General features: G+C 50.9%; 26 protein-coding genes. 13 read left to right on the top strand and 13 right to left on the bottom strand.

All coding sequences use genetic code 11. The features are described from left to right. The first annotated feature begins 42 nt into the window (after window positions 1–42). Window positions 43–1,449 (top strand): class II fumarate hydratase, encoded by a 1,407-nt coding sequence (fumC, locus tag ACPXXB_RS02340; RefSeq protein WP_423908845.1) that lies wholly within the window; start codon window positions 43–45, stop codon window positions 1,447–1,449. 158 nt (window positions 1,450–1,607) lie between these two features. After that, window positions 1,608–1,892 carry an oxidative damage protection protein gene (locus tag ACPXXB_RS02335; protein ID WP_423910889.1) on the top strand — a complete coding sequence of 95 codons (285 nt, stop codon included), beginning with the start codon at window positions 1,608–1,610 and terminating at the stop codon, window positions 1,890–1,892. Between the two features lie 96 nt (window positions 1,893–1,988). On the opposite strand, the gene ACPXXB_RS02330 is transcribed toward ACPXXB_RS02335, so the two are convergent. After that, the gene (locus ACPXXB_RS02330; protein ID WP_423908843.1) at window positions 1,989–2,984 is read right to left on the bottom strand and encodes an ATP-grasp domain-containing protein; all 996 of its coding nucleotides are present in this window, start codon (window positions 2,982–2,984) and stop codon (window positions 1,989–1,991) included. Between the two features lie 99 nt (window positions 2,985–3,083). Between ACPXXB_RS02330 and ACPXXB_RS02325 the strand changes: the two genes are divergently transcribed. After that, on the top strand, window positions 3,084–3,458 hold the full coding sequence (locus ACPXXB_RS02325; protein WP_423908840.1) for a VOC family protein: 375 nt from the start codon (window positions 3,084–3,086) through the stop codon (window positions 3,456–3,458). A 64-nt stretch (window positions 3,459–3,522) separates the two neighbouring features. Here the strand turns inward: ACPXXB_RS02325 and ACPXXB_RS02320 are convergent, their stop codons facing one another. From ACPXXB_RS02320 to coq7, 10 genes are all read right to left on the bottom strand, one after another. Beyond that, the gene (locus ACPXXB_RS02320; RefSeq protein ID WP_423908837.1) at window positions 3,523–3,651 is read right to left on the bottom strand and encodes a hypothetical protein; all 129 of its coding nucleotides are present in this window, start codon (window positions 3,649–3,651) and stop codon (window positions 3,523–3,525) included. A gap of 4 nt (window positions 3,652–3,655) precedes the next feature. After that, the gene (locus tag ACPXXB_RS02315; protein WP_423908834.1) at window positions 3,656–3,817 is read right to left on the bottom strand and encodes an endonuclease domain-containing protein; all 162 of its coding nucleotides are present in this window, start codon (window positions 3,815–3,817) and stop codon (window positions 3,656–3,658) included. A gap of 12 nt (window positions 3,818–3,829) precedes the next feature. Beyond that, window positions 3,830–4,282: an Hpy99I family type II restriction endonuclease gene (locus ACPXXB_RS02310; protein ID WP_423910886.1), complete on the bottom strand. Its 453-nt coding sequence runs from the start codon at window positions 4,280–4,282 to the stop codon at window positions 3,830–3,832. Continuing rightward, on the bottom strand, window positions 4,282–4,914 hold the full coding sequence (locus ACPXXB_RS02305; protein ID WP_423908831.1) for a DNA-methyltransferase: 633 nt from the start codon (window positions 4,912–4,914) through the stop codon (window positions 4,282–4,284). The genes ACPXXB_RS02310 and ACPXXB_RS02305 overlap by 1 nt, the downstream gene beginning before the upstream one ends. Window positions 4,915–5,063: 149 nt before the next feature. Continuing rightward, on the bottom strand, window positions 5,064–6,074 hold the full coding sequence (locus tag ACPXXB_RS02300) for an ABC transporter ATP-binding protein (RefSeq protein ID WP_423908828.1): 1,011 nt from the start codon (window positions 6,072–6,074) through the stop codon (window positions 5,064–5,066). After that, window positions 6,071–7,117, bottom strand: coding sequence for an ABC transporter ATP-binding protein (locus ACPXXB_RS02295; protein ID WP_423908825.1), 1,047 nt, complete (start codon window positions 7,115–7,117; stop codon window positions 6,071–6,073). The genes ACPXXB_RS02300 and ACPXXB_RS02295 overlap by 4 nt, the downstream gene beginning before the upstream one ends. Continuing rightward, on the bottom strand, window positions 7,083–8,237 hold the full coding sequence (locus tag ACPXXB_RS02290; RefSeq protein WP_423908823.1) for an ABC transporter permease: 1,155 nt from the start codon (window positions 8,235–8,237) through the stop codon (window positions 7,083–7,085). The genes ACPXXB_RS02295 and ACPXXB_RS02290 overlap by 35 nt, the downstream gene beginning before the upstream one ends. Before the next feature lie 5 nt (window positions 8,238–8,242). After that, a complete protein-coding gene (locus ACPXXB_RS02285; RefSeq protein WP_423908820.1) occupies window positions 8,243–9,247 on the bottom strand; it encodes an ABC transporter permease in 1,005 nt (334 codons plus the stop codon). A 123-nt stretch (window positions 9,248–9,370) separates the two neighbouring features. Then, window positions 9,371–11,425, bottom strand: a complete 2,055-nt coding sequence (locus tag ACPXXB_RS02280; protein ID WP_423908817.1) for an ABC transporter substrate-binding protein — start codon at window positions 11,423–11,425, stop codon at window positions 9,371–9,373. A gap of 479 nt (window positions 11,426–11,904) precedes the next feature. Next, the gene (gene coq7 / locus ACPXXB_RS02275; RefSeq protein WP_423908814.1) at window positions 11,905–12,561 is read right to left on the bottom strand and encodes a 2-polyprenyl-3-methyl-6-methoxy-1,4-benzoquinone monooxygenase; all 657 of its coding nucleotides are present in this window, start codon (window positions 12,559–12,561) and stop codon (window positions 11,905–11,907) included. A gap of 138 nt (window positions 12,562–12,699) precedes the next feature. Between coq7 and ACPXXB_RS02270 the strand changes: the two genes are divergently transcribed. The 6 genes from ACPXXB_RS02270 to ACPXXB_RS02245 all read left to right on the top strand — a co-directional run bounded on the left by ACPXXB_RS02270 (window position 12,700) and on the right by ACPXXB_RS02245 (window position 19,055). After that, complete coding sequence (locus ACPXXB_RS02270) at window positions 12,700–14,169, top strand: FAD-linked oxidase C-terminal domain-containing protein (protein WP_423908811.1); 1,470 nt, start codon at window positions 12,700–12,702, stop codon at window positions 14,167–14,169. Beyond that, complete coding sequence (gene glcE, locus ACPXXB_RS02265; RefSeq protein WP_423908809.1) at window positions 14,169–15,359, top strand: glycolate oxidase subunit GlcE; 1,191 nt, start codon at window positions 14,169–14,171, stop codon at window positions 15,357–15,359. The genes ACPXXB_RS02270 and glcE overlap by 1 nt, the downstream gene beginning before the upstream one ends. A 13-nt stretch (window positions 15,360–15,372) precedes the next feature. Continuing rightward, window positions 15,373–16,635 carry a glycolate oxidase subunit GlcF gene (gene glcF / locus ACPXXB_RS02260; protein ID WP_423908807.1) on the top strand — a complete coding sequence of 421 codons (1,263 nt, stop codon included), beginning with the start codon at window positions 15,373–15,375 and terminating at the stop codon, window positions 16,633–16,635. A 301-nt stretch (window positions 16,636–16,936) separates the two neighbouring features. Then, window positions 16,937–17,365, top strand: a complete 429-nt coding sequence (gene rplM / locus ACPXXB_RS02255) for a 50S ribosomal protein L13 (RefSeq protein ID WP_423908805.1) — start codon at window positions 16,937–16,939, stop codon at window positions 17,363–17,365. A gap of 31 nt (window positions 17,366–17,396) precedes the next feature. Next, the gene (gene rpsI, locus ACPXXB_RS02250) at window positions 17,397–17,795 is read left to right on the top strand and encodes a 30S ribosomal protein S9 (RefSeq protein ID WP_423908802.1); all 399 of its coding nucleotides are present in this window, start codon (window positions 17,397–17,399) and stop codon (window positions 17,793–17,795) included. 174 nt (window positions 17,796–17,969) lie between these two features. After that, entirely contained in the window at window positions 17,970–19,055 is a 1,086-nt protein-coding gene (locus tag ACPXXB_RS02245) for a mechanosensitive ion channel family protein (RefSeq protein WP_423908799.1), read from the top strand. 59 nt (window positions 19,056–19,114) lie between these two features. Here ACPXXB_RS02245 and ACPXXB_RS02240 read toward each other — a convergent pair whose 3' ends face one another. Together ACPXXB_RS02240 and pyk are read right to left on the bottom strand one after the other, a co-directional pair. Beyond that, window positions 19,115–19,438: a hypothetical protein gene (locus ACPXXB_RS02240; RefSeq protein ID WP_423908796.1), complete on the bottom strand. Its 324-nt coding sequence runs from the start codon at window positions 19,436–19,438 to the stop codon at window positions 19,115–19,117. 68 nt (window positions 19,439–19,506) lie between these two features. Then, the gene (gene pyk, locus ACPXXB_RS02235; protein ID WP_423908793.1) at window positions 19,507–20,940 is read right to left on the bottom strand and encodes a pyruvate kinase; all 1,434 of its coding nucleotides are present in this window, start codon (window positions 20,938–20,940) and stop codon (window positions 19,507–19,509) included. Window positions 20,941–21,111: 171 nt separating this feature from the next. Between pyk and ACPXXB_RS02230 the strand changes: the two genes are divergently transcribed. The 4 genes from ACPXXB_RS02230 (at window position 21,112) to ACPXXB_RS02215 (ending at window position 24,553) form a co-directional block, all read left to right on the top strand. Continuing rightward, window positions 21,112–21,642, top strand: coding sequence for a hypothetical protein (locus ACPXXB_RS02230; protein WP_423908792.1), 531 nt, complete (start codon window positions 21,112–21,114; stop codon window positions 21,640–21,642). Further along, entirely contained in the window at window positions 21,639–22,700 is a 1,062-nt protein-coding gene (locus ACPXXB_RS02225) for a metallophosphoesterase (protein ID WP_423908791.1), read from the top strand. The genes ACPXXB_RS02230 and ACPXXB_RS02225 overlap by 4 nt, the downstream gene beginning before the upstream one ends. 96 nt (window positions 22,701–22,796) lie before the next feature. Next, complete coding sequence (locus ACPXXB_RS02220) at window positions 22,797–23,648, top strand: hypothetical protein (protein ID WP_423908790.1); 852 nt, start codon at window positions 22,797–22,799, stop codon at window positions 23,646–23,648. Next, on the top strand, window positions 23,645–24,553 hold the full coding sequence (locus tag ACPXXB_RS02215) for a cyanophycin synthetase (protein WP_423908789.1): 909 nt from the start codon (window positions 23,645–23,647) through the stop codon (window positions 24,551–24,553). Before ACPXXB_RS02220 ends, ACPXXB_RS02215 begins: the two co-directional genes overlap by 4 nt. Window positions 24,554–24,581: the final 28 nt, after the last annotated feature.

Genomic DNA, 24,581 nt, shown 5'->3' with positions numbered 1-24,581 from the left:
CCGAAACTTTTATAATTCTGTTAACTAGCATGAGCAAGTAAAGTGACAAGTAAATTTAGTGGCGCTCGTACCGAAACCGATTCTTTCGGCGCCATTGAGGTGCCGGCAGACAAGTATTGGGGCGCACAAACACAGCGCTCTCTGGGTAACTTCAAAATCGGCGACGAGCGTATGTCCCGACCGTTAATTCGGGCCTTGGGAATCATCAAACGCTGTGCCGCACTGACCAACATTGCTCAGGGAATACTGGACAAAAAAATCGGGTCAGCTATCGCCGATGCGGCGCAAGACGTGATTGACGGCGCCTTGGACGACAACTTTCCTTTGGTGGTCTGGCAAACCGGATCCGGCACTCAGTCGAACATGAATGCCAATGAAGTTATATCCAACCTCGCAATTCAACGGCTCGGCGGCGACATGGGCGCCAAATCGCCAGTGCATCCCAACGATCACTGTAATCTGAGCCAGTCTTCAAACGACACCTTTCCAACCGCGATGCACATCGCCACCGCCGAACAACTACGACACGCATTGATTCCATCGCTGCAACACCTGCGCTCGGCTGTGCACCATAAATCCAGGGAGTGGGACGATTTAATCAAGATCGGGCGCACCCATTTGCAGGATGCAACGCCGCTTACCCTGGGGCAGGAATTCTCGGCATATGCGACGCAAATGGCGCTTTCAACTGAGCGGATTGAAGACAGCCTGGCGCGAATTTATCCTTTGGCACAAGGCGGCACCGCGGTGGGTACCGGAGTCAATTCCAAATCCGGGTTCGCCGACCTGTTCGCCAGCGAAGTGGCAGCATTTACCGGGCTTCCGTTCACCTCTGCGCCCAACAAGTTCGAAGCCTTGGCCGCCCACGACGCCATGGTTGAAATTTCCGGAATGCTCAATACCATCGCGGTCAGCCTTAACAAAATAGCCAACGATATTCGCTTGCTGGCATCCGGCCCGCGTTCAGGCATCGGCGAACTGCAGCTACCCGAAAATGAACCCGGATCGTCGATCATGCCCGGCAAGGTCAACCCTACCCAGTGCGAAGCGCTGACTATGGTATGCGCCCAAGTAATGGGCAACCACACCACAGTCACGGTCGCTGGCGCCCAGGGTCATTTTGAGCTCAACGTGTTCAAGCCCGTGATTGCCTACAACGTACTTCAGTCCATCCGCCTGCTCAGTGATGCCGCTGTCAGCTTTACCGACAATTGTGTGGTCGGTATCGAACCAAATCACGCACGTATTGCCGAGTTGGTGGAAAATTCACTGATGCTGGTCACTGCCCTTGCGCCGATAATTGGTTACGACAATGCGACCACTATCGCCAAAATGGCGCACAAAAACGGTACCACGCTTCGCCAAGAGGCAATAGTTGGAGGCTTCGTTACAGGAGAAGAATTCGACAAAATCGTCCGTCCGGAAAATATGATCCATCCGCTGCCTTGATTTTTTGGACTTGAATTTTCAGGCTTGATTTTGTGGACTTGATTTTTCTTAGGCGTGACCCAAATCCCGACATGGAAATCCGCCGCGTACCAGACGTGTAATTCGATATAATCCAGCGTTATTACAAACTTTTATTGCAAATTTTTATAACAGAAGTGTTGAACCAGACCGTACACTGTGTAGTGCTAAAACAGGATGCCGAAGCGCTGGATTCACCGCCATACCCAGGAGAGTTGGGGCAGCGGGTATTCGAGAATGTCTCCAAAGGCGGTTGGGTGCAATGGCTTGAACGTTTAACCACCATCATCAATGAGAACGGTCTCAACACATCGGACCCGAAATCTTTGGAATTGATTGAAAAACATATGGAAGGATTTTTCTTTGGGGAAGGGGACTACGGCCATCTACCCGCAGGCTTCCATGCCGCCGATGCGTCAAAATAAGGGTGCATACAAATTGTGCCCGCAATGGAAAATGAGCGTTTTCACTACGACACAACCATCGCGTTGAATATCGGCGCCACCACGAAATTTAGTTTTTCACAAGCCCGGCGCAGCGACTACTTCTTGCGGCGTATCCGCTCGGGCAAATATATAGCCGGGATACTGATTTCCCTCTGGCAGCGTGATTAACTCATTGCCTGAGCGGATAATGATATCGATATGTTCGACCCGGTTTGCGTCGGACAGACCCTCCACTCGCCGCAAAATTCCCGGTTGCTTGATTGGGATCATCATCACTCCCCTAGCTTCTGTGGGTGGATTTATTCGGTACTCACGGTTGACTGCCAGCGAGATTACCAATTTCTCGAAGTTGAATTCATCGCCATTGTCCAGGCTGCGGGCGCAATCTCCGCCAATGGTGCGGGCCGCCACTTCGAGGATCCAGGCTTGTGCGCCATTGACTCGTAATTCGGCGTGGACCGGCCCGGTTCTTATGCCATACGCCTTGCAGGCGGTGGCAACGTTTTCCCTGATTGTGGATTGCAGTCTGGCAGACAAGCTAGACGGGGTGACGTAGATGGTTTCTTCGAAATACGGGCCAGTCAATGGCTCCAGTTTATCAAATATCACCAACGTTTTTAGTTGACCATGATAAAGATACCCTTCAAAAGCAACCTCCTTCCCGTTGATGTACATCTCCGCCAGCAAGTGCCGTTTTCCAAAAGGATCGCGCACCTCGGCCAACACGGGTTCGATGCGCTTACAGGCGGTAATCAGTTCTTGCTGGTTATTTGCGCGGATAATGCCTCGGCTGCCGGATAGCGCCAGGGGCTTGATTACACATGGAAATTTTATGTCCGCCATTTGTTGTTGCAGCGGCAGGTCGAGATTGATTAACCAGTGAAGGGGTATGGGGCAGCCCGCCTGGGCCAGGTGTGCGCGCGCCAGATCTTTACGTCGGGTTAACTGGGCAGCGGCGGGCAAGTTATGCGGCAAACCAATCTGCCGCGCTGCTTTTGCCGCAAGCTCAACAGTGCTATCGTCAATACCGAGGACACCCTGCTCATTCAGGGTTGCGCTTTTATCCACCATTCAAATTCCCAACCGAGCATTCGTTATGGCGGCTGATAATCAATACAACCGGGCAGGAAGCCGGTAAACTCACTGCATTGACTCAAACGATAATCTAACATGCAATATATACGAACCGGCCTGATACTTTGCACTGAAAACTACGATGAGTGCGTTGAATTTTACTCGATCGTTTTAGAATTGCCCATTTTATACGCGCTTGATAACGCGCATTCGAAACTCACCTGCTGCGATATGGGCGGGAATAATTATTTGATGATCGAAACTGAGGGCAGCGCAAGTGCGGTCGCAAAATCACTTGAGCAGAGTCCGGTTTGTCTAAGATTTAACGTGGACGATATTGAGAAATCGGCCGCCGAACTGCAAGGCAAGGGGGTAAATGTAAAACTAAGAAAAGAGGTTTGGGGTATGGTAGTTGATTTTGTCGATCCTGATGGAAACAGGTGCGCGCTTCGAGACGAAACTACATTTTGATGCCCATATAAAGAAGGGAATTACATGCATAAATCCGCAAACTCCATAAACACCCCCCTTTTGGTCAATTTCCACCCGCGCTTGTGATCGGCGCGGGTTTGGCGCGACGGCCTGGCTTTTTCGGCATGGATAATAATGCCGGCCTGGCGGCATCGGCCAATTCCGGCGCGGTGATTTTCTTCGGGGGCTTCATGCGGCTATTTCTTCTCGAATTCGCTCAGGTAGGTTATGGCATTTTGCAGGTAACTCTCTCCGTTTTTAAACCTGCCGAGTCCGGTATTGCAGCTATCGCACAGGAACGCCCTGGAGGTGCCATTCGAATGTCGGTGGTCTAATACGACTTTCGCTGTAATATCCACGATGCACCGCTTTTAGCAAATCGGGCATTTCCATAACGTCCCTTTCTTTGGTTTGTGCTTTGCCGCCTTCCTCCTTGCTGCCGCTGTCATCGATATCCTGTCTATGTCTCTGCGGCATATCTTGCAACTCGGCCTCGTCGTTATCTTGCCTGTCGAGTCGTGCTGATTTGGCTGAAAAGCGGATTGTGGTTTGATTACATGGCATATATTGCATATTTTCTTGGCATGGGGGCCTTTTCCGGTTTGTGTTGGGTCAATGTATTCGAAGTCGGTGTTGTCGACAATGTACTCGGCTTTCTTTCCGATCACATAAAGCGTGGGACTGGTCGGTCCCACATCGCGGACTTCGGCTATTGAAAGACGATCAAAGTGCGTCTCAAACTCGGCAATGCTTCCGCCCATCTCCACCATCCGACCTTTATTGGTCTTGCAAACAACAAAGCAGCCATTTTTGATTATCTTCATCACGTCTGTAACTGCTTTCCCGTTTCTTTGATGCGCTGCCTGGCCACTTCCGCATACTCCTTGGAAATATCAACGCCGATCCATCGCCTGTCGTTCAGCATCGCCATTTTGCAGGTCGTGCCCGAGCCGCACATTGGGTCAAACACCAAATCCGCCGGATTGGTCCATGAGCGGATGTGATCGGCGGCCAGTTTTTCGGGGAAAACCGCTGGATGCTGGAACGCTATTTTGTCCGAAGTCGTCCCGCCAAGCCCGACTGCGTATTGCCAGATGTTGGTTTTGGTTTTTTCCTTTTTCAACTCCTTGCGGATTTTCTTGTTCACGCCATCCGCCAGTTTGTTATGCGTCAGCATCTCAAAGCCGCTGCGCGCCGTTTCCGTCTTGATGGGGTTGAATGTCTTGGGCGACCCCTTGCTCAAGACAAACATGAACTCGTAGCAATTCGTGTAGGCGTTTTTTCGCATGAAGGGCGTGTTCTTTTTCTGGTAAATCATCACATCGTGCATCTGAAAGCCAATTTGCTGGAAAAACAGCCCTTGCCGGAAACTGGTCAGTGTCCTGCCGCCATTGATTTTGTCGCCGACTACCCATACCACCACGCCGCCATGCGCCCGAGCATGAAATTCAGGCAATCAGCGACATGGATTTTTCCCTCGATGCTTTCCCTGTTGCTCGGTGCCATTGATCGCATTTTAGCTTCTACGCTCACTTGACCAACCCCGCATAGGTGCCGCACCGCGGATTATTGCATATAATTCCCATAAAAAAGGGAGTCTGTAGCCTACGCCTCAGTGTCGGCTTGTTCAGCCAGTTCCTGCCAGCGGTGGCAAGCGACATCATGCTCAAATCCCGAATGGTCGAGTTTCGGTTCTTCCTTGCGGCAGATGTCGATGGCGAAGCGGCAACGGGTCTGAAATTTACAGCCTGGCGGCGGGTTGATCGGCGAGGGTATCTCGCCTTCCAGCTTCACCACTTTTCCATGGTCATCGGGATCAAGGGACGGGATCGCCGACAGCAATGCCTTGGTATAGGGGTGCCGGGGGGCCGCGAACAGTTCGCGAGTCGGCGCGGTCTCCACCAACCGCCCCAGATACATCACCGCCACATGGTCACAGACATGCGCCACCACGCTCAGATCATGGCTGATAAACAGGAACGTCAGTCCCATATCTTTCTGAATCCCCTTCAGCAGGTTCAGCACATCCGCCTGGATCGACACATCAAGGGCTGCAACGCTTTCATCTGCCACAATGAAGTTCGGTTCTGAAACCAGCGCCCGCGCGATTGAGATACGCTGCCGCTGGCCACCGGAAAAGGCGTGTGGGAAGCGCCGCAGATGTTCGAGATTGATGCGGCATTTCGCGGCGATTGCACGCACCCGCTCGTCGGTCTCTTCCCGCGTCTTCGTCAACCGCATAACTTCCAGAGGCTCGGCGATGATGTCTCGTACCGTCATGCGCGGGCTGAGTGCGGCATATGGATCCTGGAAAATCAGCTGCGCGCGCTTGCGATACTCCACCATATCATCGCCCTCGAGCGTTGTCAGATCATAATTAACATCGCTATCCGAGTAATCTGCCGCGCCGCGGGTGATGGGTGCGGCGCGCAACAGGGCGCGTCCGAGTGTTGTTTTGCCAGACCCCGACTCGCCCACCAGTCCAAAGAAACTGCCCCTCTCGATGTGAACCGTGACGCCTTCAACCGCGCGCACCACTGGCTTTGGCCCGAAAAGGTTGCCTTGCAGTGGAAAGTGAACGGATAAGTCGTTGGTGGCAATGAGTGTCTCGGTCATGCCGGCGCATCCTCTTTCTCTGCCAGAAGGCAGGCCACCTGATGCCCGTCTGGTGTCGTTGTGTAAACCGGAACACGCGACTCGCATTCGGCCCCGAGCGAGACCGGGCAGCGCGTGTTGAAGACGCAGCCCGTAGGCCGGTCAAGCGGGGAGGGAATGTCGCCCTCGATCGCGGTCAACGGCGTGTCGAGGTCGTCGAGCCTCGGCAGCGCGTTCATAAGTCCTTGCGTATAGGGATGCCCCGGGTTCCTGAGCACCTCCCGCACAGAGCCTTTTTCGATTAGTTTGCCAAGATACATCACCGCCACCCGGTCCACTGTCTGGGCGATCACGCCCAGATCGTGGGTGATGAACAGGATCGCCATATGAAATTCACTCACCAGATCTTTCATCAGGTCGATGACCTGGGCCTGTATGGTCACATCGAGCGCGGTGGTCGGCTCATCGGCAATCAGCAGCTTGGGTTTGGTCGAAAGCGCCATGGCGATCATGGCGCGCTGGCGCATACCGCCAGAAAACTCAAACGCATACTGGCTGAAACGCTGCTCCGGATCTGGAATTCCCACACGCGCCAGCATCTCAATGGAAATTTCCTTCGCTTTTGCTTTGTTCATGTCCGAATGGATCATCAACTGCTCCACCATCTGTTCGCCAATCGAGATGGCCGGGGCAAAACTTGCCATAGGCTCCTGAAAGATCATGGAAACCGCGCCACCGCGGATAACCTTACGATTATTTGGGGGCAGTGAAAGCACATCCACCTGCTCATCGCCGAGGTTCAGTGTGATGCTGCCTTCGGGGTCATAGATCGAGTTATCCGGATTCAGCAGCATCAGCGCCTTGGCGGTCACCGACTTGCCCGAGCCGCTCTCGCCGACCAGCCCGAGTATCTCGCCTGCCGCTATATCGAAAGTCACTTTCTCCACGGCGGTCACCAGACCTTCGTCGGTCTTGAAGCGGATGGTCAGATCCTTTACTGAAATCAACGGCGTCGTCATTTGAGTGTTGTCATTTTTTGGTGTCCGCATAAGGATCAGCGGCATCACGCAGTCCGTCGCCAACAAAAACAAAGGCAAGCACTAGGGTGATGAAGAAAATAACCGGTATGAAATACCATTGGTAATTGAGCAGGACATCGGCGCTGGTCACCTGCTGCAGCATCACGCCGAGCGAGTTCACCGGGTCTTTCAAACCCAAGCCGATAAAGCTGAGCGCGGTTTCGGAGAGCACCATGTATGGAAATGAAATAATCAGATCGACGATGATGTAACTGGTAAAACTCGGCAACAGGTGTTTTCGGATGATATGGCCGGCGGGGGCGCCGCACAACTGCGCGGCCAGCACATACTCCTGATTGCGTTCGGTCAGGAGGTGGGTTCGAACCCGCCTTGCCAAGGTCGGCCAGCCGATGAAACCAAGGATTATCGAGATGAATAAAAACCGCGTTTCGGCGCTCCAAGTGTCGGGAATGAACGCCGCCAGGGCCATGAAAAGCGGGATTGCCGGAATGGTTCGCACCGCATCGGTAATCATCTGCAACACGGAGTCGATCCAGCCGCCGTAATACCCGGAGATTCCGCCGATCATCAGCGCCAGTATAAAGGCAATGAAGACTCCGATGGTGCCGACCGCCAAAGAGGTGTTGATGGCATGGAGCGTTCTGGAATAGATATCCTTACCAGTGCCATCGGTGCCGAAAATATGAATCTTGCCTTCATCGACTCCGAACAAATGCGTTGTCAAGGTTAGGCCGAGGAATTTGTATTTGTCCCCTTGCGGGAACAGAACCACATAGCGACGGGCATCCCTGTCGATTTCGGTAACCCAACGAAAGTTGGTCGCAATTGAGCGGCTTCGTTCATATGTGTAAATGAAAGGTCGTGCGGAAAAGCCATTTTCATCCCAAAATTTCGGGATTTGCGGCGCACCGTTTTGATAGCTCTCATCGCGCCCCGCAATAGTCGGATCATAGGGTGTCAGGAACGGCGCAAAGAACCCCGACATGATTAATATGATCAGAATCGCAGCACCCACCATGGCGGCTTTCTGCTTTTTGAATCGGGTCCAGATCAACTGCCCTTGCGAGGCGGTGAAATACGCCTCCTTCAGCTTCTGGTGAACCAGCTTGTCCGTATTGGCATCAATGTTTGCAGTGTCTGTCATATTACTTAACTCAGGATGCTACGGCGCACGCGCGGATCGGTCAGGGCAAGTATGATGTCGGTGACAAAATTTATGCCCACAATGCTGGCGGTCAGCATAAAAATAATCGCCCCGGCTAATTGCTGGTCATTGGATCGCGCTAGAGACTCGATCAACAGCGATCCGGCTTCGGTCAAGGTCAAAATCAAGGCCACAATCGGCAACTCATTGAAGATACGGTTCAGATCGAAACCCAGCGAGTTGATGATCGGCCCAAGGGCATGCCGCGCAGGGTAGCGCCACAGCAATGCTCGACCTGTGACACCGCGGGCAGATGCGGCGGTGACATACAGCTTGCCGACCTCATCGGACATTAACGCGCGCACGGTCTGAATGGCAAAAGCAGTTGCCGACCAGCCGAGGATAAATACCGGCAGCCAAGCGCGCGACAGAAAATCGATGACCCGATCATAAGACCAGGCGGCATCGCGAAACTCTTTGGAAAACAGCCCGGTCAGGGTGTCGCCAAAAACCACCGTTGAAAACAGTATGATCATCAGCGCCAGCAGAAAGTTCGGCATTGCCAGGCCGAGGTAGCTGACGAAACGCAGGCTGTTGTTCAGCACGACATTTTTCGATGTGGCGGCGATGATACCCACCGGGATCGCAATGATGTAGGCAAGCAGCAGGGATGACAGGCAAATCCACAGGCTTATCCAGAATTTGTCACCCAGCAGCTGGGCGATATTGACCCGTAGGATGCAACTATCGCCAAAATCCCCCCCGAAGGCGCCAACGATCCAGCGCGCCCAGCGAATAATATAGGGTTTGTCCAACCCGAGGCGGACGCGTTCGGCTTCGATGTCAGCAACCGATATTTGACTGCCTTGCGTGTTTTTGAAGGCAAGGTAGCGTTCCGCACAGTCACCGGGCACCAGCTCCATCAGGCTGAAAACAATGAGCGACACCATCACCAGCGTGATGACCGCCAACATTGCGCGTGTGCCTGCAAACCGAGCAAATTGAAGCATTAATCTCTATGCGCCCCCGACTGTGTTTCCTGTGGGTTATTCAATCCAAATGTAAGAGCTTTTGGTTATAGTTTGACCGCGGGCAATCGGAACTGCCCGCGGCCAGTTTATGTCATAACGGAACTATTCGTCCAAGTACCACTGCGCTGCCCGGTATGGGAAAGTCCGGTAGTATTCGTAGGAAGCTGTTTTGAATTCCACGAAGTTTTTCAGCGCATTGCGATGATAGATTGGCGATGGCGCCTGCACCGTGCCGATGAACAGCAGGTTCTCGGTCATGTTCTGCACCAAACGCGCGCCCAGCGCATCGGACTCGGGCGTGCCCAGAAGTGTGGACTGGAACGCAAGGACATCGTCTATCAACTGCTTCACGTAATCCGGCGGTTCGACGCCGCTTGCACCGTCTGAATCCACCCACTCGGCCCAAAGCATACCAGTCCGATGGCCAAAGTAGTTTTCAAACGGCGGCACCCACAACTCGTCGTTGCCGAGGATGATGGCAAGTGGCTGGCCTTTTTCCCACATTCCGACATCAAGCTGGTTCGACGACTGTGCCGAGCGGTACTCGTCCGGCGTCACTTCCTTGACCGTGGTCTGAACACCGACATCGGCCCAGTGCTGACCGACCACTTCAACAATCTTGCCGTCGATACCCTGCGTCGCAAATTGCATGTTGAGTACGATCTTTTCGCCGTTGGGCAACTCACGGAAACCATCACCATCAGTGTCCACCATGCCGATTTCATCAAGCAGAGCTTTTGCGCCTGCATTATCGTACTCAATGGCATAAGAAGCCCACTTTTTATCAACGAAAGCCGGTGCCGGCGAGAAGCCGATATACTGCCTGGAAACACCCAGCCCAAAGCTGGCAACTTCGTTGACCTCGTCGCGGTTGATCGCGATCGACATTGCCTTGCGGAAGCGAATATCGCCAAACACCGCGCGCTTGCCCGGATCGGCGGAGGTCAGGTTGAACGAAAAGACTCCATTCATGGCGACCGCCGGACGCAAATCCACCGTATAGTCACCTTTTTCCTGATTATCCATAAGCAACGGCACAGCACTCAGCCCAAGCGACTGCGCCTTGTAGTCGGTCTCGGCGTTAACCAGTTTGAGGATGCGAACTTCGTTTTCGTTGATATAGACCTCGTCCTGCTCAGAGATATAAGGAAGTTGGTTGCCGGACGTATCAACCATGAAAAAATACGGGTTGGCGACCAGATGGCGGCCTTCGGTGGTATCCGTAATGGTGATGTGGGACTCAAGCGTCGGCACAACATCCGCTGGCAGATTGGCGGCCTTGCCCGGACTTCTCAGCAGTGGCGACGGGGTATCGGTCCAGTCCGAGTTACCGAAATAGTTCGACAGAACCTCCAGACCATTTTCGAACCCGGCCGCCTGTGCCATCTTATCGGCATCAGGGTTCAGCTTCGGATCCCATTTTCCGAGGAAGTGCTTGGGCTGGAAGCCTTGCGCGAAAGAGGTTGCAAAATGCGCGATCAGGCCCGGCTTCGGCGCCGGCAGGTTGAACACCACGGTTTGCGCATCAACGACATCAACCGTCATGCGCTCGCCAGCCACCAGAACATAATCCTTCGGCTTTTCGATCACATCTGAATTAAGCGCAAGATTGTCATACCAGTATTTCACATCTTCAGCAGTGAACGGCGCGCCATCCGACCACTTGTGACCTTTGCGCAGGAAGAAAGTCAGCTGAGTGAAATCATCGTTCCACTCCCAATCCCTGGCGACGTTCGGCACAACCGTCTGAAGGTCGTCCGAATAACGGACCAAATTGACATGGCGAGTAGACAAAAAATCTGAAGTGCCCGCTTCCGTGGCATTGGATAAAGCATCAAAAGTGCCACCATATTTCCCGATAGAATCGTAAGGGGCCACTACCAGTGGTTCAGATGGGATGCGATCAGCCAGCGATGGCAGCTCCGGGTTGCCGCGAATGCGGCTGTTCAGAGCGGCGGCGTCGGGGTTGCCGGAAAATGACAAGGTGCAGTTGGCCAGAGACTGAAACTCCGAGAGCTCGTACTGCTGCGGATATTTCCCGGCCGCAACGCCCATTGAGTCGGCTACCGTGACCGCCGGGCATTCCGCAGCCTGTGCGCTGCCGACTAACAGGCCTAGTGCTGCCCAGACAATGCCAAATGTAGTTAAGTGTTTCATTTTATATTCTCCTGTTCACCAAAAAATAGTATTAGCAAATAATAATTGGCTTTGTTATGTTAATTATGCGGATACACATTGGTTGCAATTCTATATATACAATTCTACATGCTTGAATCTATCTGCATGCTTGAATCTAGTTGCGCATCCCCAACAAATATTACCTCCACTCCATATAATTTAAACCACAACCGACAGAACAGCAAATTGGTAATCATTACGTTAGCCGATTCCGATTGAATGAGCTGGATACCATTAGTCTACCCCAAAAAGTTTGCTTGTAAAGTATTATGTATAAGCCATCTGAACCCCTATTGCAAGTAATAGACTTTCAGGAATTCCACGCGGGGCATCGAATTAGTGAACATCTACAAATCCCGCGTCAGGTCTCTCCCTTTGGTCGGGATGCCTAGCATATCGGGTTATGTATCAGGTTATGTCTATGGCTATATCTCCGGCGATGCTCCAGAGCTTTGCACTTAAACCCAATACGCCGTTTTGGTCATCACTTTCGAGGCGCATTTCATTAACCGTTTCGCCGCTGGCGGCAGTTCAGCGGCGCCGGCGGCCATCGCCTGTTCGGCGTGTTGGCTTTCGTCCTGTTTCATCTGCGCCACGACCTCCTTGCTGCGTAAATCGTTTTCCGGCAGTTTGCCCAAATGATGTTCAAGGTGCTTGACCACTTGGCGCTCGGTTTCGGCAACCAATCCCAGGTTCCACTTGTCGCCGGCAATACCGGCAACGGCGCCGATAACAAATGCACCCGCATACCAGAACGGGTTGAGCAGGCTTTTTCGGCCACCCAACTCCTCTATGCGCTGCTCGCACCATGCCAAGTGGTCGATTTCTTCATCCGCGGCGGATTGCATTTGCGCTCTTGTGGTCGGCTCCTTCGCGGTCAGCGCCTGGCTTTGATAAAGTGCCTGGGCGCATATTTCACCCACATGATTGACGCGCATATAGCGACTCGAGTGCCGCCGATCTTGTTCGCTGAGATCATCGGTATTGGCACCGGACTCCGCGCTTTTTGCCGGGTAGTTTCGATTCGGCGCGGGTTTGACGAACAGGGTGTTCAATATTTTGGACAGCCCGATGATGTGTTCATCGATCTGCGTGTATCGGCGTTGATTAGTCATGGGTTGACCTAAAGTTGCGCTTATAATGAGTGTGCAAAATTGAATCCGCGATCCATAATTTTACTCCATGAAAGGTTTGAAGCGAAAGAATATGTTACAGAACTTGCCAAATCACGGATAAGATCAAGGATAATGCAGATGATGAATACTGGCCAGCTAGTACAGTTATTTCGACAAGCCGTTGCCGCCCAATCGATTATTTCCGAAAAAACCTCGCTTCGAGTGTATGAAAGCGATGGATTGAGCGCTTATCGCCAACCGCCTCGGCTGGTGGTGTTGCCGGAATCCATTGCCGAGGTTCAAGGGGTGATGGCAATTTGCCAAAAGCATGCCATTCCTGTTGTTAGCCGTGGCGCCGGCACCGGTTTGTCCGGCGGCGCATTGCCGCATAAGGATGGCATTGTTGTTAGCCTGGCCAAGATGAATCAAATGTTGGCTATCGATCCGCTAAATCGCATAGCCAGAGTGCAATCGGGTATGCGCAACCTGGCAATTTCTGAAGCGGTCGAGAGTCTGGGCTTGTATTATGCGCCAGACCCGTCGTCGCAGATTGCCTGCACAATTGGCGGCAATGTGGCAGAGAATGCCGGCGGGGTGCATTGCCTGAAATATGGTCTGACCTTGCATAATATTGTGAGTTTGAAGGTGGCCACCATGGAGGGAGAATTGATCGACATTGGCGCCAATCGTTTTGCCAATTGCTTGGACTGGCCCGGATTTGATTTGCTGTCACTGATGATTGGCTCCGAAGGGATGCTTGGAATCGTGGTCGAGGTCACGGTCAAGCTATTGCCTATTCCTGAATGCGCGAAAGTAATCATGGGCATTTTCGATTCGGTAAAAAATGCAGGCGATAGCGTGGCTGGAATTATCGGCAGCGGAATTATTCCCGCAGGCATTGAAATGATGGATAACCTGGCGATCCGCGCGGCCGAGGATTTTGTTGGCGCGGGATATCCAGTGGCGGCGAAGGCCATGTTGTTATGCGAGCTGGATGGGACTGAGCCAGAAGCGGACGATCAAATTCGACAGGTTGAAACGCTGTTTCGGGATAATGGCGCAATCAATACTCGAGTGGCCAAAGATGAGCAGGAAAGAGCGCTGTTTTGGTCGGGTCGAAAAGCCGCTTTCCCGGCGATGGGCAGAATATCTCCAGACTACTACTGCATAGACGGCACCATTCCACGACGATCATTGGGCCATGTATTAACCGAAATAAACAACCTTTCTGAAAAATATCAGTTGCGCGTCGCCAATGTGTTTCACGCCGGCGACGGCAATCTGCATCCGTTAATTTTGTATGATGGCAATATTCCGGGGGAGCTTAACAAGACTGAGGAATTGGGCAGCAAGATATTACAACTTTGCATTGATGTGGGTGGCACCATTACCGGGGAACACGGGGTTGGGGTGGAGAAAATCGGTGAGATGTGCATTCAGTTTTCCGACCATGAGCGGGAACAGTTTCATCGAATTCGTCAATGTTTCGATCCCAAATCCCTGCTCAATCCTGGCAAAGCGATTCCCAGCCTGGCTCGATGCGCCGAACACAATGCCATGCACGTCCACCACGGCCAACTGCCGTTCCCGCAATTAGAGCGTTTCTAATGCCCAAGAGTGTTGCAGGGAATATTGAGGGTCAATTACAGCAACAAGTGCTGGCCGCAAGGCAGTCATCAACGCCATTGGCTATCTGTGGCGGAAACAGCAAAACATTCTACGGGCGTGAAATCGTCGGCCAACCGATTAGCGTGGCACAACATTCGGGCGTTATCGAGTATCACCCGACTGAGCTGGTAATCACGGCCCGCGCTGGAACGACGCTGCGGGAAATTATGGAATTGCTTGAAAAAAACAATCAAATGCTGGGCTTTGAACCCCCGCTGTTTTCAGATTCCGCAACCTTGGGCGGCGCAATTGCCAGTGGCTTATCCGGGCCAAGCCGTCCTTTTTCCGGTCCGGTGAATCATTTCGTGCTTGGCGTTAAGGTACTGAGTGGTCGAGGAGAAGTGCTGCGATTCGGCGGCCAGGTAATCAAAAATGTTGCCGGGTTTGATGTCTCGCGCTTACTGGTCGGTTGCCTGGGCTGTTTAGGCATTTTGCTGGAAATTTCGTTGAAAGTGGTGCCAAAACCTGCAACAGAATTAACCATAGTGCTGCACCATGCCGATGCTGATGCGGCGATCGTCTTAATGAATACCCTGGCTGGAAAGCCATTGCCAATTTCTGCCGCAGCCTGGGTCGCCGGCAAAACTCGAATCCGTCTTTCCGGCAGCAAAGCAGGGGTGACGGCAGCCAGGCAAGCCATTGGCGGGAAAGTGGATGCCGAAGGTGCGGCGTTCTGGACCGGGATTCGAGAACAAACTCATGGGTTTTTTAGAGTCGATCGGCCAGGCAATCGGCCAGGCAATCGGTCAGGCAGGCAGTTAGACCGGCCGTTGTTGCTCAGAAGTTCGGTTGCCCCGGCTACAAAAATGTTTTGCCAAAATAAACACCAACTCATCGATTGGGGGGGAGGATTGCGCTGGTATTCATGCGCTGAGCGTGACGATAACGATGGTCGCTCCCGCGCATCCTGCGCCCGCGACCTACATGCCGTCCATGGCAATAATGTGCAGGAGTTTGAGGATGCGGTGAAATCCGCACAAGGTCATGTTACCCGCTTTCGTAACGGAGATCGAAAAAGCGAGGTTTTTGCACCGCTGCCCGACATGATTTTGAAATTTCATCACCGATTAAAAAACCAGTTCGACCCGGATGGAATTTTGAATCCCGGCCGAATGTATCGCGCCCTTTAATTTAGCGTGCATCATGCAGACTTCCTTGACGCCTGAATTTGCTGATACCGCTAAAGGCAAGGAAGCCGAGGCGATTATTCGCAAATGCGTGCATTGTGGTTTTTGTAATGCGACCTGTCCAACGTATCAGTTGCTGGGAGACGAACTCGATGGCCCGCGCGGGCGAATCTATCTAATGAAGCAATTGCTTGAAGGCGAGCAAGCCAATGATCATATAACCTTGCACCTCGACCGTTGCCTGACCTGCCGCGCCTGCGAGACAACCTGCCCGTCGGGCGTGGAGTACGGAAAGTTGCTGGCAATTGGGCATTCTGCCTTGCACATGGCCAATCATCGGAGTTTAGTCGATCAACTCAGCAGAATTGTTGTTGCGAAAGTGGTTGGAAACGCCAGGATTTTCGATCTGTTGCTGAATTTTGGCAGGGCGGTGAGGCCGATTTTGCCCGCATCGCTAAAATCCAGGGTTCCCGCATCGGTTACGCCAGCCAATGCGGGAAGCATGCCCATCCCTGAATGGCCTGAGTGGCCCAAGCGATCTCATAAACGCACAATGGTTGCGTTAGCGGGTTGCGTCCAGGGGGCATTATCGCCAATGACAAATTTGGCCGCAGCGGTGGTGTTGGACAAACTTGGGATTACTCTTATTGAGGCAGCCGGGGCCGGATGTTGTGGTGCTGTGGATTTGCACACCACCAGTGAAAGCCGAGCCAAAAAGTTAGCCAAAGCGCTAATCGATGAATGGTGGCCTTACCTGGCGCAAGGGATCGAAGGGTTTGTCATGACCGCCAGCGGCTGCGGAGTGACCATCATGGAATACCCGCACCTGTTCCAGGACGAACCGGATTACCTGGAAAAGGCGAAGGCTGTTTCCGGGAAAACGGTTGACCTTTGTGAGGTCATCGACAAAGAGATGTGCAAAGGGATGGATAAAGAAATTGACCCGGTTTTTCGAGTACAAGACACTTCGCAGAAAGTGGCGTTCCATTCTCCCTGCACATTACAGCACGGCCAAAAAATTACCGGCACTGTGGAAAAAATTTTACAGCGGGTGGGTTACCAATTGTGTAAAGTTGAAGACCCGCATTTATGTTGTGGTTCCGCCGGGACCTATTCAATTTTTCAGCCAGGAATTTCCAGCCAATTACGCCAAGCCAAGCTCCGCTCATTGTATAACGATAACCCGAACATCGTGTGTACCGCCAATGTCGGTTGCCAGGCCCACCTGAATATGAATGGCCACGCCAAGGTCAAGCATTGGGTGGAGCTGCTGTTATAGTTTGTATGCTCTCCCGCTTGCGAATTCGGCTGCAAATTTTAACTTCTGAACATCGGCAATGACCTACACTGCTAGCGACATCTGTTTGATTGCATCATTCCGCTCGCTCACGGCTACGTAGCGGATATTCCAGTGATAAAACTTCCCAGGTTTTGATTCTCATGGATACCCATTGCTATCAAATAACCTTAAAAAATCATCAATTTGGGTAAAAATGCCCAAAATAACCCGGAATACTTGTATCAAACCCGTGTCTCCAGTATCATCCGCGCTCCGTTTTTTACCCTTATTTCGTTAGCAGATGAAAACATTTTCCGCCAATCCCGATAAAGTCAAACGTGATTGGTTCGTAGTCGATGCCAATAACAAGGTTCTGGGCAGATTGGCGGCTGATATCGCCCATCGGCTTAGAGGAAAACACAAACCAGAATTCACGCCGCATGTGGATACCGGCGATTATATCGTGGTCGTCAATGCCGAGAAAATTGCGCTGACCGGCAATAAGGCTAACCATAAAAAATATTATCGCCACACCGGCTATCCCGGCGGTATCAAAGAAACCTCTTTCAAGGAGATGATCGAAAAACATCCCGCCCGGGTGATTGAAACTGCGGTTAAAGGCATGTTGCCGCGCAATAAGTTGGGTAGAGCGATGTTTTCCAAGTTAAAGGTTTACGTCGGTGAGCAACATGATCACCAGGCCCAGCAACCAAAAGCGCTGGACCTCTAATTTAATTTAAGCCCAATACAATTTATTGAACATGGCACAAAAACAAGAAACTTACCAAGGCACAGGGCGTCGCAAGTCATCCACCGCAAGGGTTTACCTGCAACGTGGCAAAGGAAGCATCCTGATTAACAAAAAATCTATTGAAGAATATTTCGGCCGTGAAACCGCGCGTATGATTGTGCGCCAACCACTGGAACTCGTGGAAATGTTAGACAAAGTAGATATCAGGGTAACCGTAAATGGCGGTGGAAACAGCGGTCAGGCTGGCGCAATTAGACACGGTATCACCCGCGCGCTATTGAATTACGATGAAGAACTGCGCGTTTCCCTGCGACAAGCAGGATTTGTAACCCGCGATGCCAGGGAAGTGGAACGGAAAAAATTTGGTTTGCATAAAGCCAGAAAACGACCGCAATACTCCAAACGGTAATTATCGCATTTCGAGATTATTGCCCAAGTTATTTACCGGGTTATTTGCCAAACCTCTGATTAATTCAGGCTGCCTTAAAACTTAGAGGGCAACTGTGAACAGGCAGATTTTTCTTGCTTAATAATACCAAACCATATGTATTGAACCCGCAAAGTCATTAATTGACAGACCGTAATGAATCTACTCGATCCATTTATTTCATCCTTTGGCGGCAACATCGGCCAGGTACATGCCATTCTCGTATTACTCGCCACCTTTGTAGTCAGTTTGTTGAGCAGGGTTGTGGTTTCGAGGTTGACGCAGTATTCCCGTCATTCGGCGACCCTGTGGGGCGATGCCTTCGCACAGTCGCTGGGCCCGCCGCTACGGTTTTTGCTGTGGGTGGTTGGGCTGAGTATTGCCGCCGACCTGGTGCAGGTTAATGCGGATGCAACCTTGGCTAAAATAATAAGCCCGGCTCGGGATCTGGGTGTCATTGTCGCGCTTGCCTGGTTTCTGATTCGCTTCATCAAGCGCGCGCAAAGCAATGTTATTGCAAACAAAGCGGAAACCGGGAAGCGCCTCGACAAAGCGGCGGTGGATATTATCGGAAAGGTTTCACGATTAATTGTATTCATAGCCGCATTTTTGGTGGCCATGCAAACGCTGGGTTTCAGTATCGCCGGCGTACTCACATTCGGCGGCGTCGGGGGTATTGCCATTGGCTTTGCCGCAAAAGACATGCTCTCAAATTTTTTTGGCGGGTTTATTATTTATCTGGATAGACCGTTCTCGGAAGGAGATTGGATTAGTTCCCCGGACCGGGATATAGAGGGCAGCGTGGAGCAGATTGGCTGGCGTGTGACCCGCATCAGAAAATTCGATAGCCGCCCGCTGTATGTCCCCAACTCGGTGTTCGCCACCATTGCCATTGAAAACCCATCGCGGATGTCCAATCGCCGAATCTATGAAACCATCGGCATCCGCTATGAAGATGTTGGCGCTATGGAAAATATCGTCGAGCGGGTCACCGCGTATTTGAAAGATCATGCCGAGATCGACCAGGAGCGGACAATTATGGTGAATTTCACCACTTTCGCGCCGTCGTCATTGGACTTCTTCGTGTATTGCTTCACCAAAACCCAAACAGGAGTGGAATTTTACCGAATAAAACAAGAAATCCTGTTGCATATTCTCAAAATCATCGAGGACAATAACGCCGAGTGCGCGTTTCCAACCACCACGGTCCACCTGCAAGGCGACATTGCTCAGCAAAAATAGCTGAAATAACAAACGCGCTACGCCGGCGTTAAGCGTCCTACGAATGATTAGAATTCTATTCATTCATCCGGGAATTTATAACCAAGTTCTTTCAAAGTTTTTTTCGCTTTTGCTAGTTCATCAGCCGTAAACAGTGATCGCCAAGCATCCTCCAATACCGCAGCCTCCATCGACAGATCAAGTCGCATCTCTTCCCAAAGCCGGGTCAGACCGTATGAAAGATCATTGGTATTCAGTAGTTGTTTTGCTGTCGCAAGACCACCCTGCCGATTTAGCATACCAAGAAAATCTGTGGCGTTGTAGTTGCATTCGCTTTGCGCTCGTTCATAAACCCGCATCATGCGTTCGTGAAACTGCTTTTCTAAATCTGTTTGATTATCCATTTTGTGTCTCTTCTGGAGTAGTTATAAAGTGTCGAATAATGTCCTGCTTCGCCGCGCGACCCGGCGAGTCATTTCACCGACAGTACCCTGATCAAGTCCGTGCTGCCGGCCTGGCGCGAGCTGCCGGCGGTCAGGATTAGCACATCATTATTCTTGACATAGCCGAGCGCCTTGGCTTTGGATATCGCGAAGGCGATCTTTTTTTCATCCGAGCCATCGCGGTCATAGTGCATCGCCAATACCCCCCAGTTCATCGACAGTTGGGCAACCACTTGCTTGGAAGTGGTAATCGCGAAGATCGGACAGTATGGGCGATATTTGGAAATAAGCCGCGAAGTAAATCCGGTTTCTGTCAAGGCGATGATCGCCGCCGCGTTCAAATGATTGGCCATGGTTATCGACGCCTGTGCCACCGCCTCGGTGACTTCATGGGACGGGTTCGGCTCGATTTGTTGCAGATAGCCGTACTGACGCAACCCGGTTTCGGCTTCCATGGCCAGATGCACCATGGTTTGCACCGCTTCCACCGGTCTTCGACCGACCGCGGTTTCTCCCGACAGCATGACCGCGGAAGTGCCGTCAAAAATCGCATTGGCGACATCGCTGACTTCGGCTCGAGTCGGTCTGGGATTGCGCTCCATGGAGTCCAGCATTTGCGTGGCGGTAATGACCGGCTTGCCTTGGGAGACCGTGGCTCTGATGATTTGCTTTTGAATGGTGGGACCTTGTCCCAGTTCCAGTTCCACACCGAGGTCTCCGCGCGCTACCATGATGCCGTTTGCTGCGGTGATAATGCTGGTTAAATTTTCCACGCCCTCGCGGTTTTCAATTTTCGCAATGATTGGAATTTCTGCGCCGCGACTTTTAAGTTGGTCACGCAATGCCATCACTTCGTTGGCATTGCGAATAAAAGAGGCGGCGATATATTGCGCCTCGTTGGACACCGCAAAGTCAATTTCCCGGGCGTCATTAGAAGGGATATCGTCGAACGCGGTTTTATTGTCGGGCAGATTAACGCCTTTGGTATTTCGCAAAACGCCGCCACATTCAACCCGACACTCAATGATCGAGTCCACCACTTTGGTTACGATGAGCTCGATTTGACCATCGTTCACCAGAATTCGATCATCCGGCTTGGTATGACGATATAAGTTTGCATATGAAACCGAAACGCCCTGTTCATCCCCTTTTCGACCATCCCCGTAAATCGAAAATTTCTGATTGCGTTCCAGCAGCACGCCGTCCGATTTTAAGGCGGATTTCAATGTGCCGGTGCGGATTTCCCGGCCGCGGGTGTCAACCATTATGGCGATGGTGCGGTCCATTTCATGCGTCGCCTGACGCACCCGTTGCAGGGTTTCGGTGTGCGCTTTGACATCGCCATGAGACATATTTAATCGAGCAACATTCATGCCTGCTCCAATCATTGCCTTGAGGGTATCGACGTTATCGCAGGCTGGGCCGATAGTGGCGATGACCTTGGTTTTCCGCAATTTCGGCATTGTCTTCAGTTTGCTTTCTCCCGCATTATCACAAGCGCGCGATTATAGCCCTAATCACTGCCCTAATCACTGGCCTAATCACTGGCCTAATCACTGGCCTAATCACTGATTTTGGTCTGGTTTTATGGCTGCGCTTGGTCTACATTAGCACAAGCATCAAAAATAAATATCATGATTAAAACGTATTTTTTACAAGCCAAGCATTGGCAATTGTGTTTGTTAATGGTCACGCCCTATGCGGTGTATAAACTAACCGGGTTTGGCCATAACCCGATAGACTGGGGATTTTTATTGCTGTACTTCATGCTGGTAATGCTGGGCTGGTTATACAGCGTCGGCAGCGCTGCCAACGATAAACTCGATCCACAGTTTAAAATTCCATTGCTGTATTTTCAGTTGGCAGCCATCGTTCCATTTATCTATTTGCCGATCGTTGTATTTTGGGTTTTAGCGCCGATGTCTCGCGGGGAAATACAGCACCCGCCCCAAGGGTTGATCTTTATTCATTTTGCCACGCTATTCGCTGTCGGTTATTGTGTTTGGTATACCGCCAAGCAATTTACCACACTGCAAAACAACGAACAATCCAGTTTTAGTGATTACTATCTGGCGTTCATCGGATTCTGGTTCGGATTTTTTGGCGTGTGGTTTCTACAACCTAAAATATCCGAATTGTTTTATCGAGCCAAACACAGCAATTGACTGCTCAGATCTCGAAAACCTGGCTGTGGTTTTATAGCTTATTGCCGCTGGCGTGCTTTTTCGTATTTGCCTATCCCGTCATTCGGCTCAGCAATTGGTATAGCGCCGGGGATGGACTCAGCGTTTATCATTCCCTCTTAATTTGGGCGGTGAGCGTGGTTGCTATGTGGTATTCGTTTAGCGCCCCAAAAATGAAAATTCGATATCTGGCAGTGCACTGGATGGGGATCAGCTTTGTGTTTGCCGTGCTAACGTTGTTCGCCGAAGGGTTAAGACTGGCTCTCCCGATACAGGATGTGCTGATTGTACAGGGCGTGCTCGTAGCTGGCGTGCTTGGTGTTTTATTTTCCATATTGCTTTCGCATCATCTGTCGGTAAAGCGACTGGAAATATTCAGCCGCAAGGTCAGCCGCAGTTACCGCATCGCACAAATCAGCGACGTGCACATCGGTTCTCGTCAGGGTGGTTTCATGCGAAGAATTGTGGTCCGGTTAAACGCCCTGGATGCGGATTATGTTGTAGTAACCGGAGACCTGATAGACAGCAGCACCGTGGACTATCAGGCTCTTGAATCCATAAAGCAAGTTAATGCGCCGATATTTTTTGTCATCGGTAATCACGAGCGTTATGCCGATCTGCCGAAAATCATCGACCTGGCCGACAGACTCGGGATGAAGACACTCAGACAGGAATCGGCCATCCGCGAAGAGTTGGTGTTTTTTGGCATCGATGACGCCGACCATAAAGCCCAGGTTGCGAAGCACCTGCCGAGCATCAATAAAGACCCGGATAAATTTAATATCCTTTTGTACCATCGCCCGGTCGGATGGGAGTCGGCGATTGAACACGGCATTGATTTAATGTTATCGGGACATACCCACAATGGCCAGATATTTCCGTTTAATTTTATTGTTAAACAACAGTACAATCGGATATCAGGAATGTACCGGCAAGGAAATTCTCATTTATATGTTTCTTCCGGCACCGGAACCTGGGGGCCATGTATGCGGCTAGGATCGTTAAATGAAATTACCGTCTTTGAGATAAAACCAAAGTAAGATTGACTCAAAGCAAGATTACATGAGCCGCACCCAACCAGATTAAAACTGTATTTTCTTGCGTAAACATCATCAGGAAGGAGGGCTTGGCAGCCTATGAAAATCACCGAACTTCAGGTGATCACTTATATTCTAAATTGCATCAGAATTCGCACCAAGCCTTGTAAATACTTCCAGTTAAATTCGCCCTGCTTTAATGCGAAAGAAGGTATTTTTTCCAAAAAAGAAATGGATCGGCTGATTCCGGAAAAATGGCGATTGCAACATGTATATGATGATGAGGAAGATGACGATAGCGCCTACAAACCAGAAAACTATCCTATATTTGTAAAACCGGAGTGGGGGCAAAATGCCAGCGGCGTATTCAGGGCAGATGACGCCGCGTCACTGGCAAAGATCAGAAAAATTACCCGCCAGGCCCGAACCAGATACTTAATCCAACAAGGGGCATCAGAAAAACGCGAGTTTGAAATATTTTCCATCTTGCACCATGCAGACAAAAATCGTTACGCCGAATTGACCATAACCGAAACCACAAATTCCAGCGAAATCAATCCGGTTAACAGCATATATAATCCAGCCACCGCCTATCGTGAAATTACCGATAAATTTTCAGAACCGCAGAAGCAAGCGCTATGGGAACTGCTCGGTCAAATTGGGCGATTTGGCATTTCCAGGGCAAGTTTACGGGCTGATTCCATTGCGCAAATGCTGGCTGGAAAATTTCATGTTATTGAAGTGAATTTATTTGCACCGATGTCGATTAACCTGCTTGACCCAAAATACAGCAATAGCGAACTATGGCAAATGATTCGGCGTTACATGTTAGCCCTGGCGAGAATCACTAAATATCGAGACCAGAGCCTGACAGAAAAACCGGTATTTACAAAAATTATGTTATACAACCGACAAAACCCGCTCCTAAATTTTATACGAGAAAGACTATGAGAAGATTAAAGGCGTTAATCTACGCCTGGATTAGCGAGCGTTATATGCATGGCTGCAGCAACTATAATTCTTTGCAGATCAGAAAGGGCTGCCGCTCGAAATCGCAGAGCAGAGCGATATTCGCCAAAAACGGTGTTCCGCATGCTCATGGACTGATTTTTTTCTGGCCCTGGCAGGCGCATAAATTTGCCAAACAACACGGTTTTCCATTGGTGGTCAAACCCAATGTCAGCGGCTATTCCCGAGGCAGTTATTTTCCGATCAACCGCTATGGCGAATTGTACAAAGCGATTTTTTGTGCCAAGGCATGGTGGCCTGTTACGGTTATTGAACAATATGTAAAAGGCGCAAATTACCGGGTGTTGGCCGCCGATCATGGATTGGTATCGGTTATCCGTCGTTATCCGCCCTTTGTCACAGGCAATGGCAAGGATTCAATCGCAACGCTTATTGATAATGAAAATAATATCCGGGCAAAAATGAAACTGCACCCGACCATTTTTCCCATTGCAAAAAGCGATCAGGTTATTAAGCATCTCAAAAAACAACAGCTGACTTTGGATTCTGTTCCAGTGCAGGGAAAAGATGTTGAGCTGTTCCATCGCGTCGCTCTGGCGCCTGGCGGAGTAATTGAAACCATCGATCAAAACACTATTGCTGAAGACAATAGAACGTTGTTTATGGAGGTGGTAAAAATGTTTGGCGCGAACGTGCTGGGGATTGATGTTATTTTCGAGCAAGGAATTGAAACCAGCCATAAACAACAAAAATGTATTTTTATCGAGGTAAATTCAAGACCTTATATGAAAATGCATTATTATCCGAGATATGGAGAAGTCGAAGATTTTAGCGCATCTTTGGCGGAACTGGACGAATTAGACATTGCTGACCAAGATATTTTTTGAATGCAGCGCCTCGCTCAGGTATATTTTT

It is taken from the genome of Candidatus Spongiihabitans sp., assembly GCF_965237845.1.
In the GTDB taxonomy this organism is placed as follows: Bacteria; Pseudomonadota; Gammaproteobacteria; order Arenicellales; family Poriferihabitantaceae; genus Spongiihabitans.
Note: the sequence above shows the minus strand (reverse complement) of the source record. Positions and strands in the feature narration are given on the sequence as shown.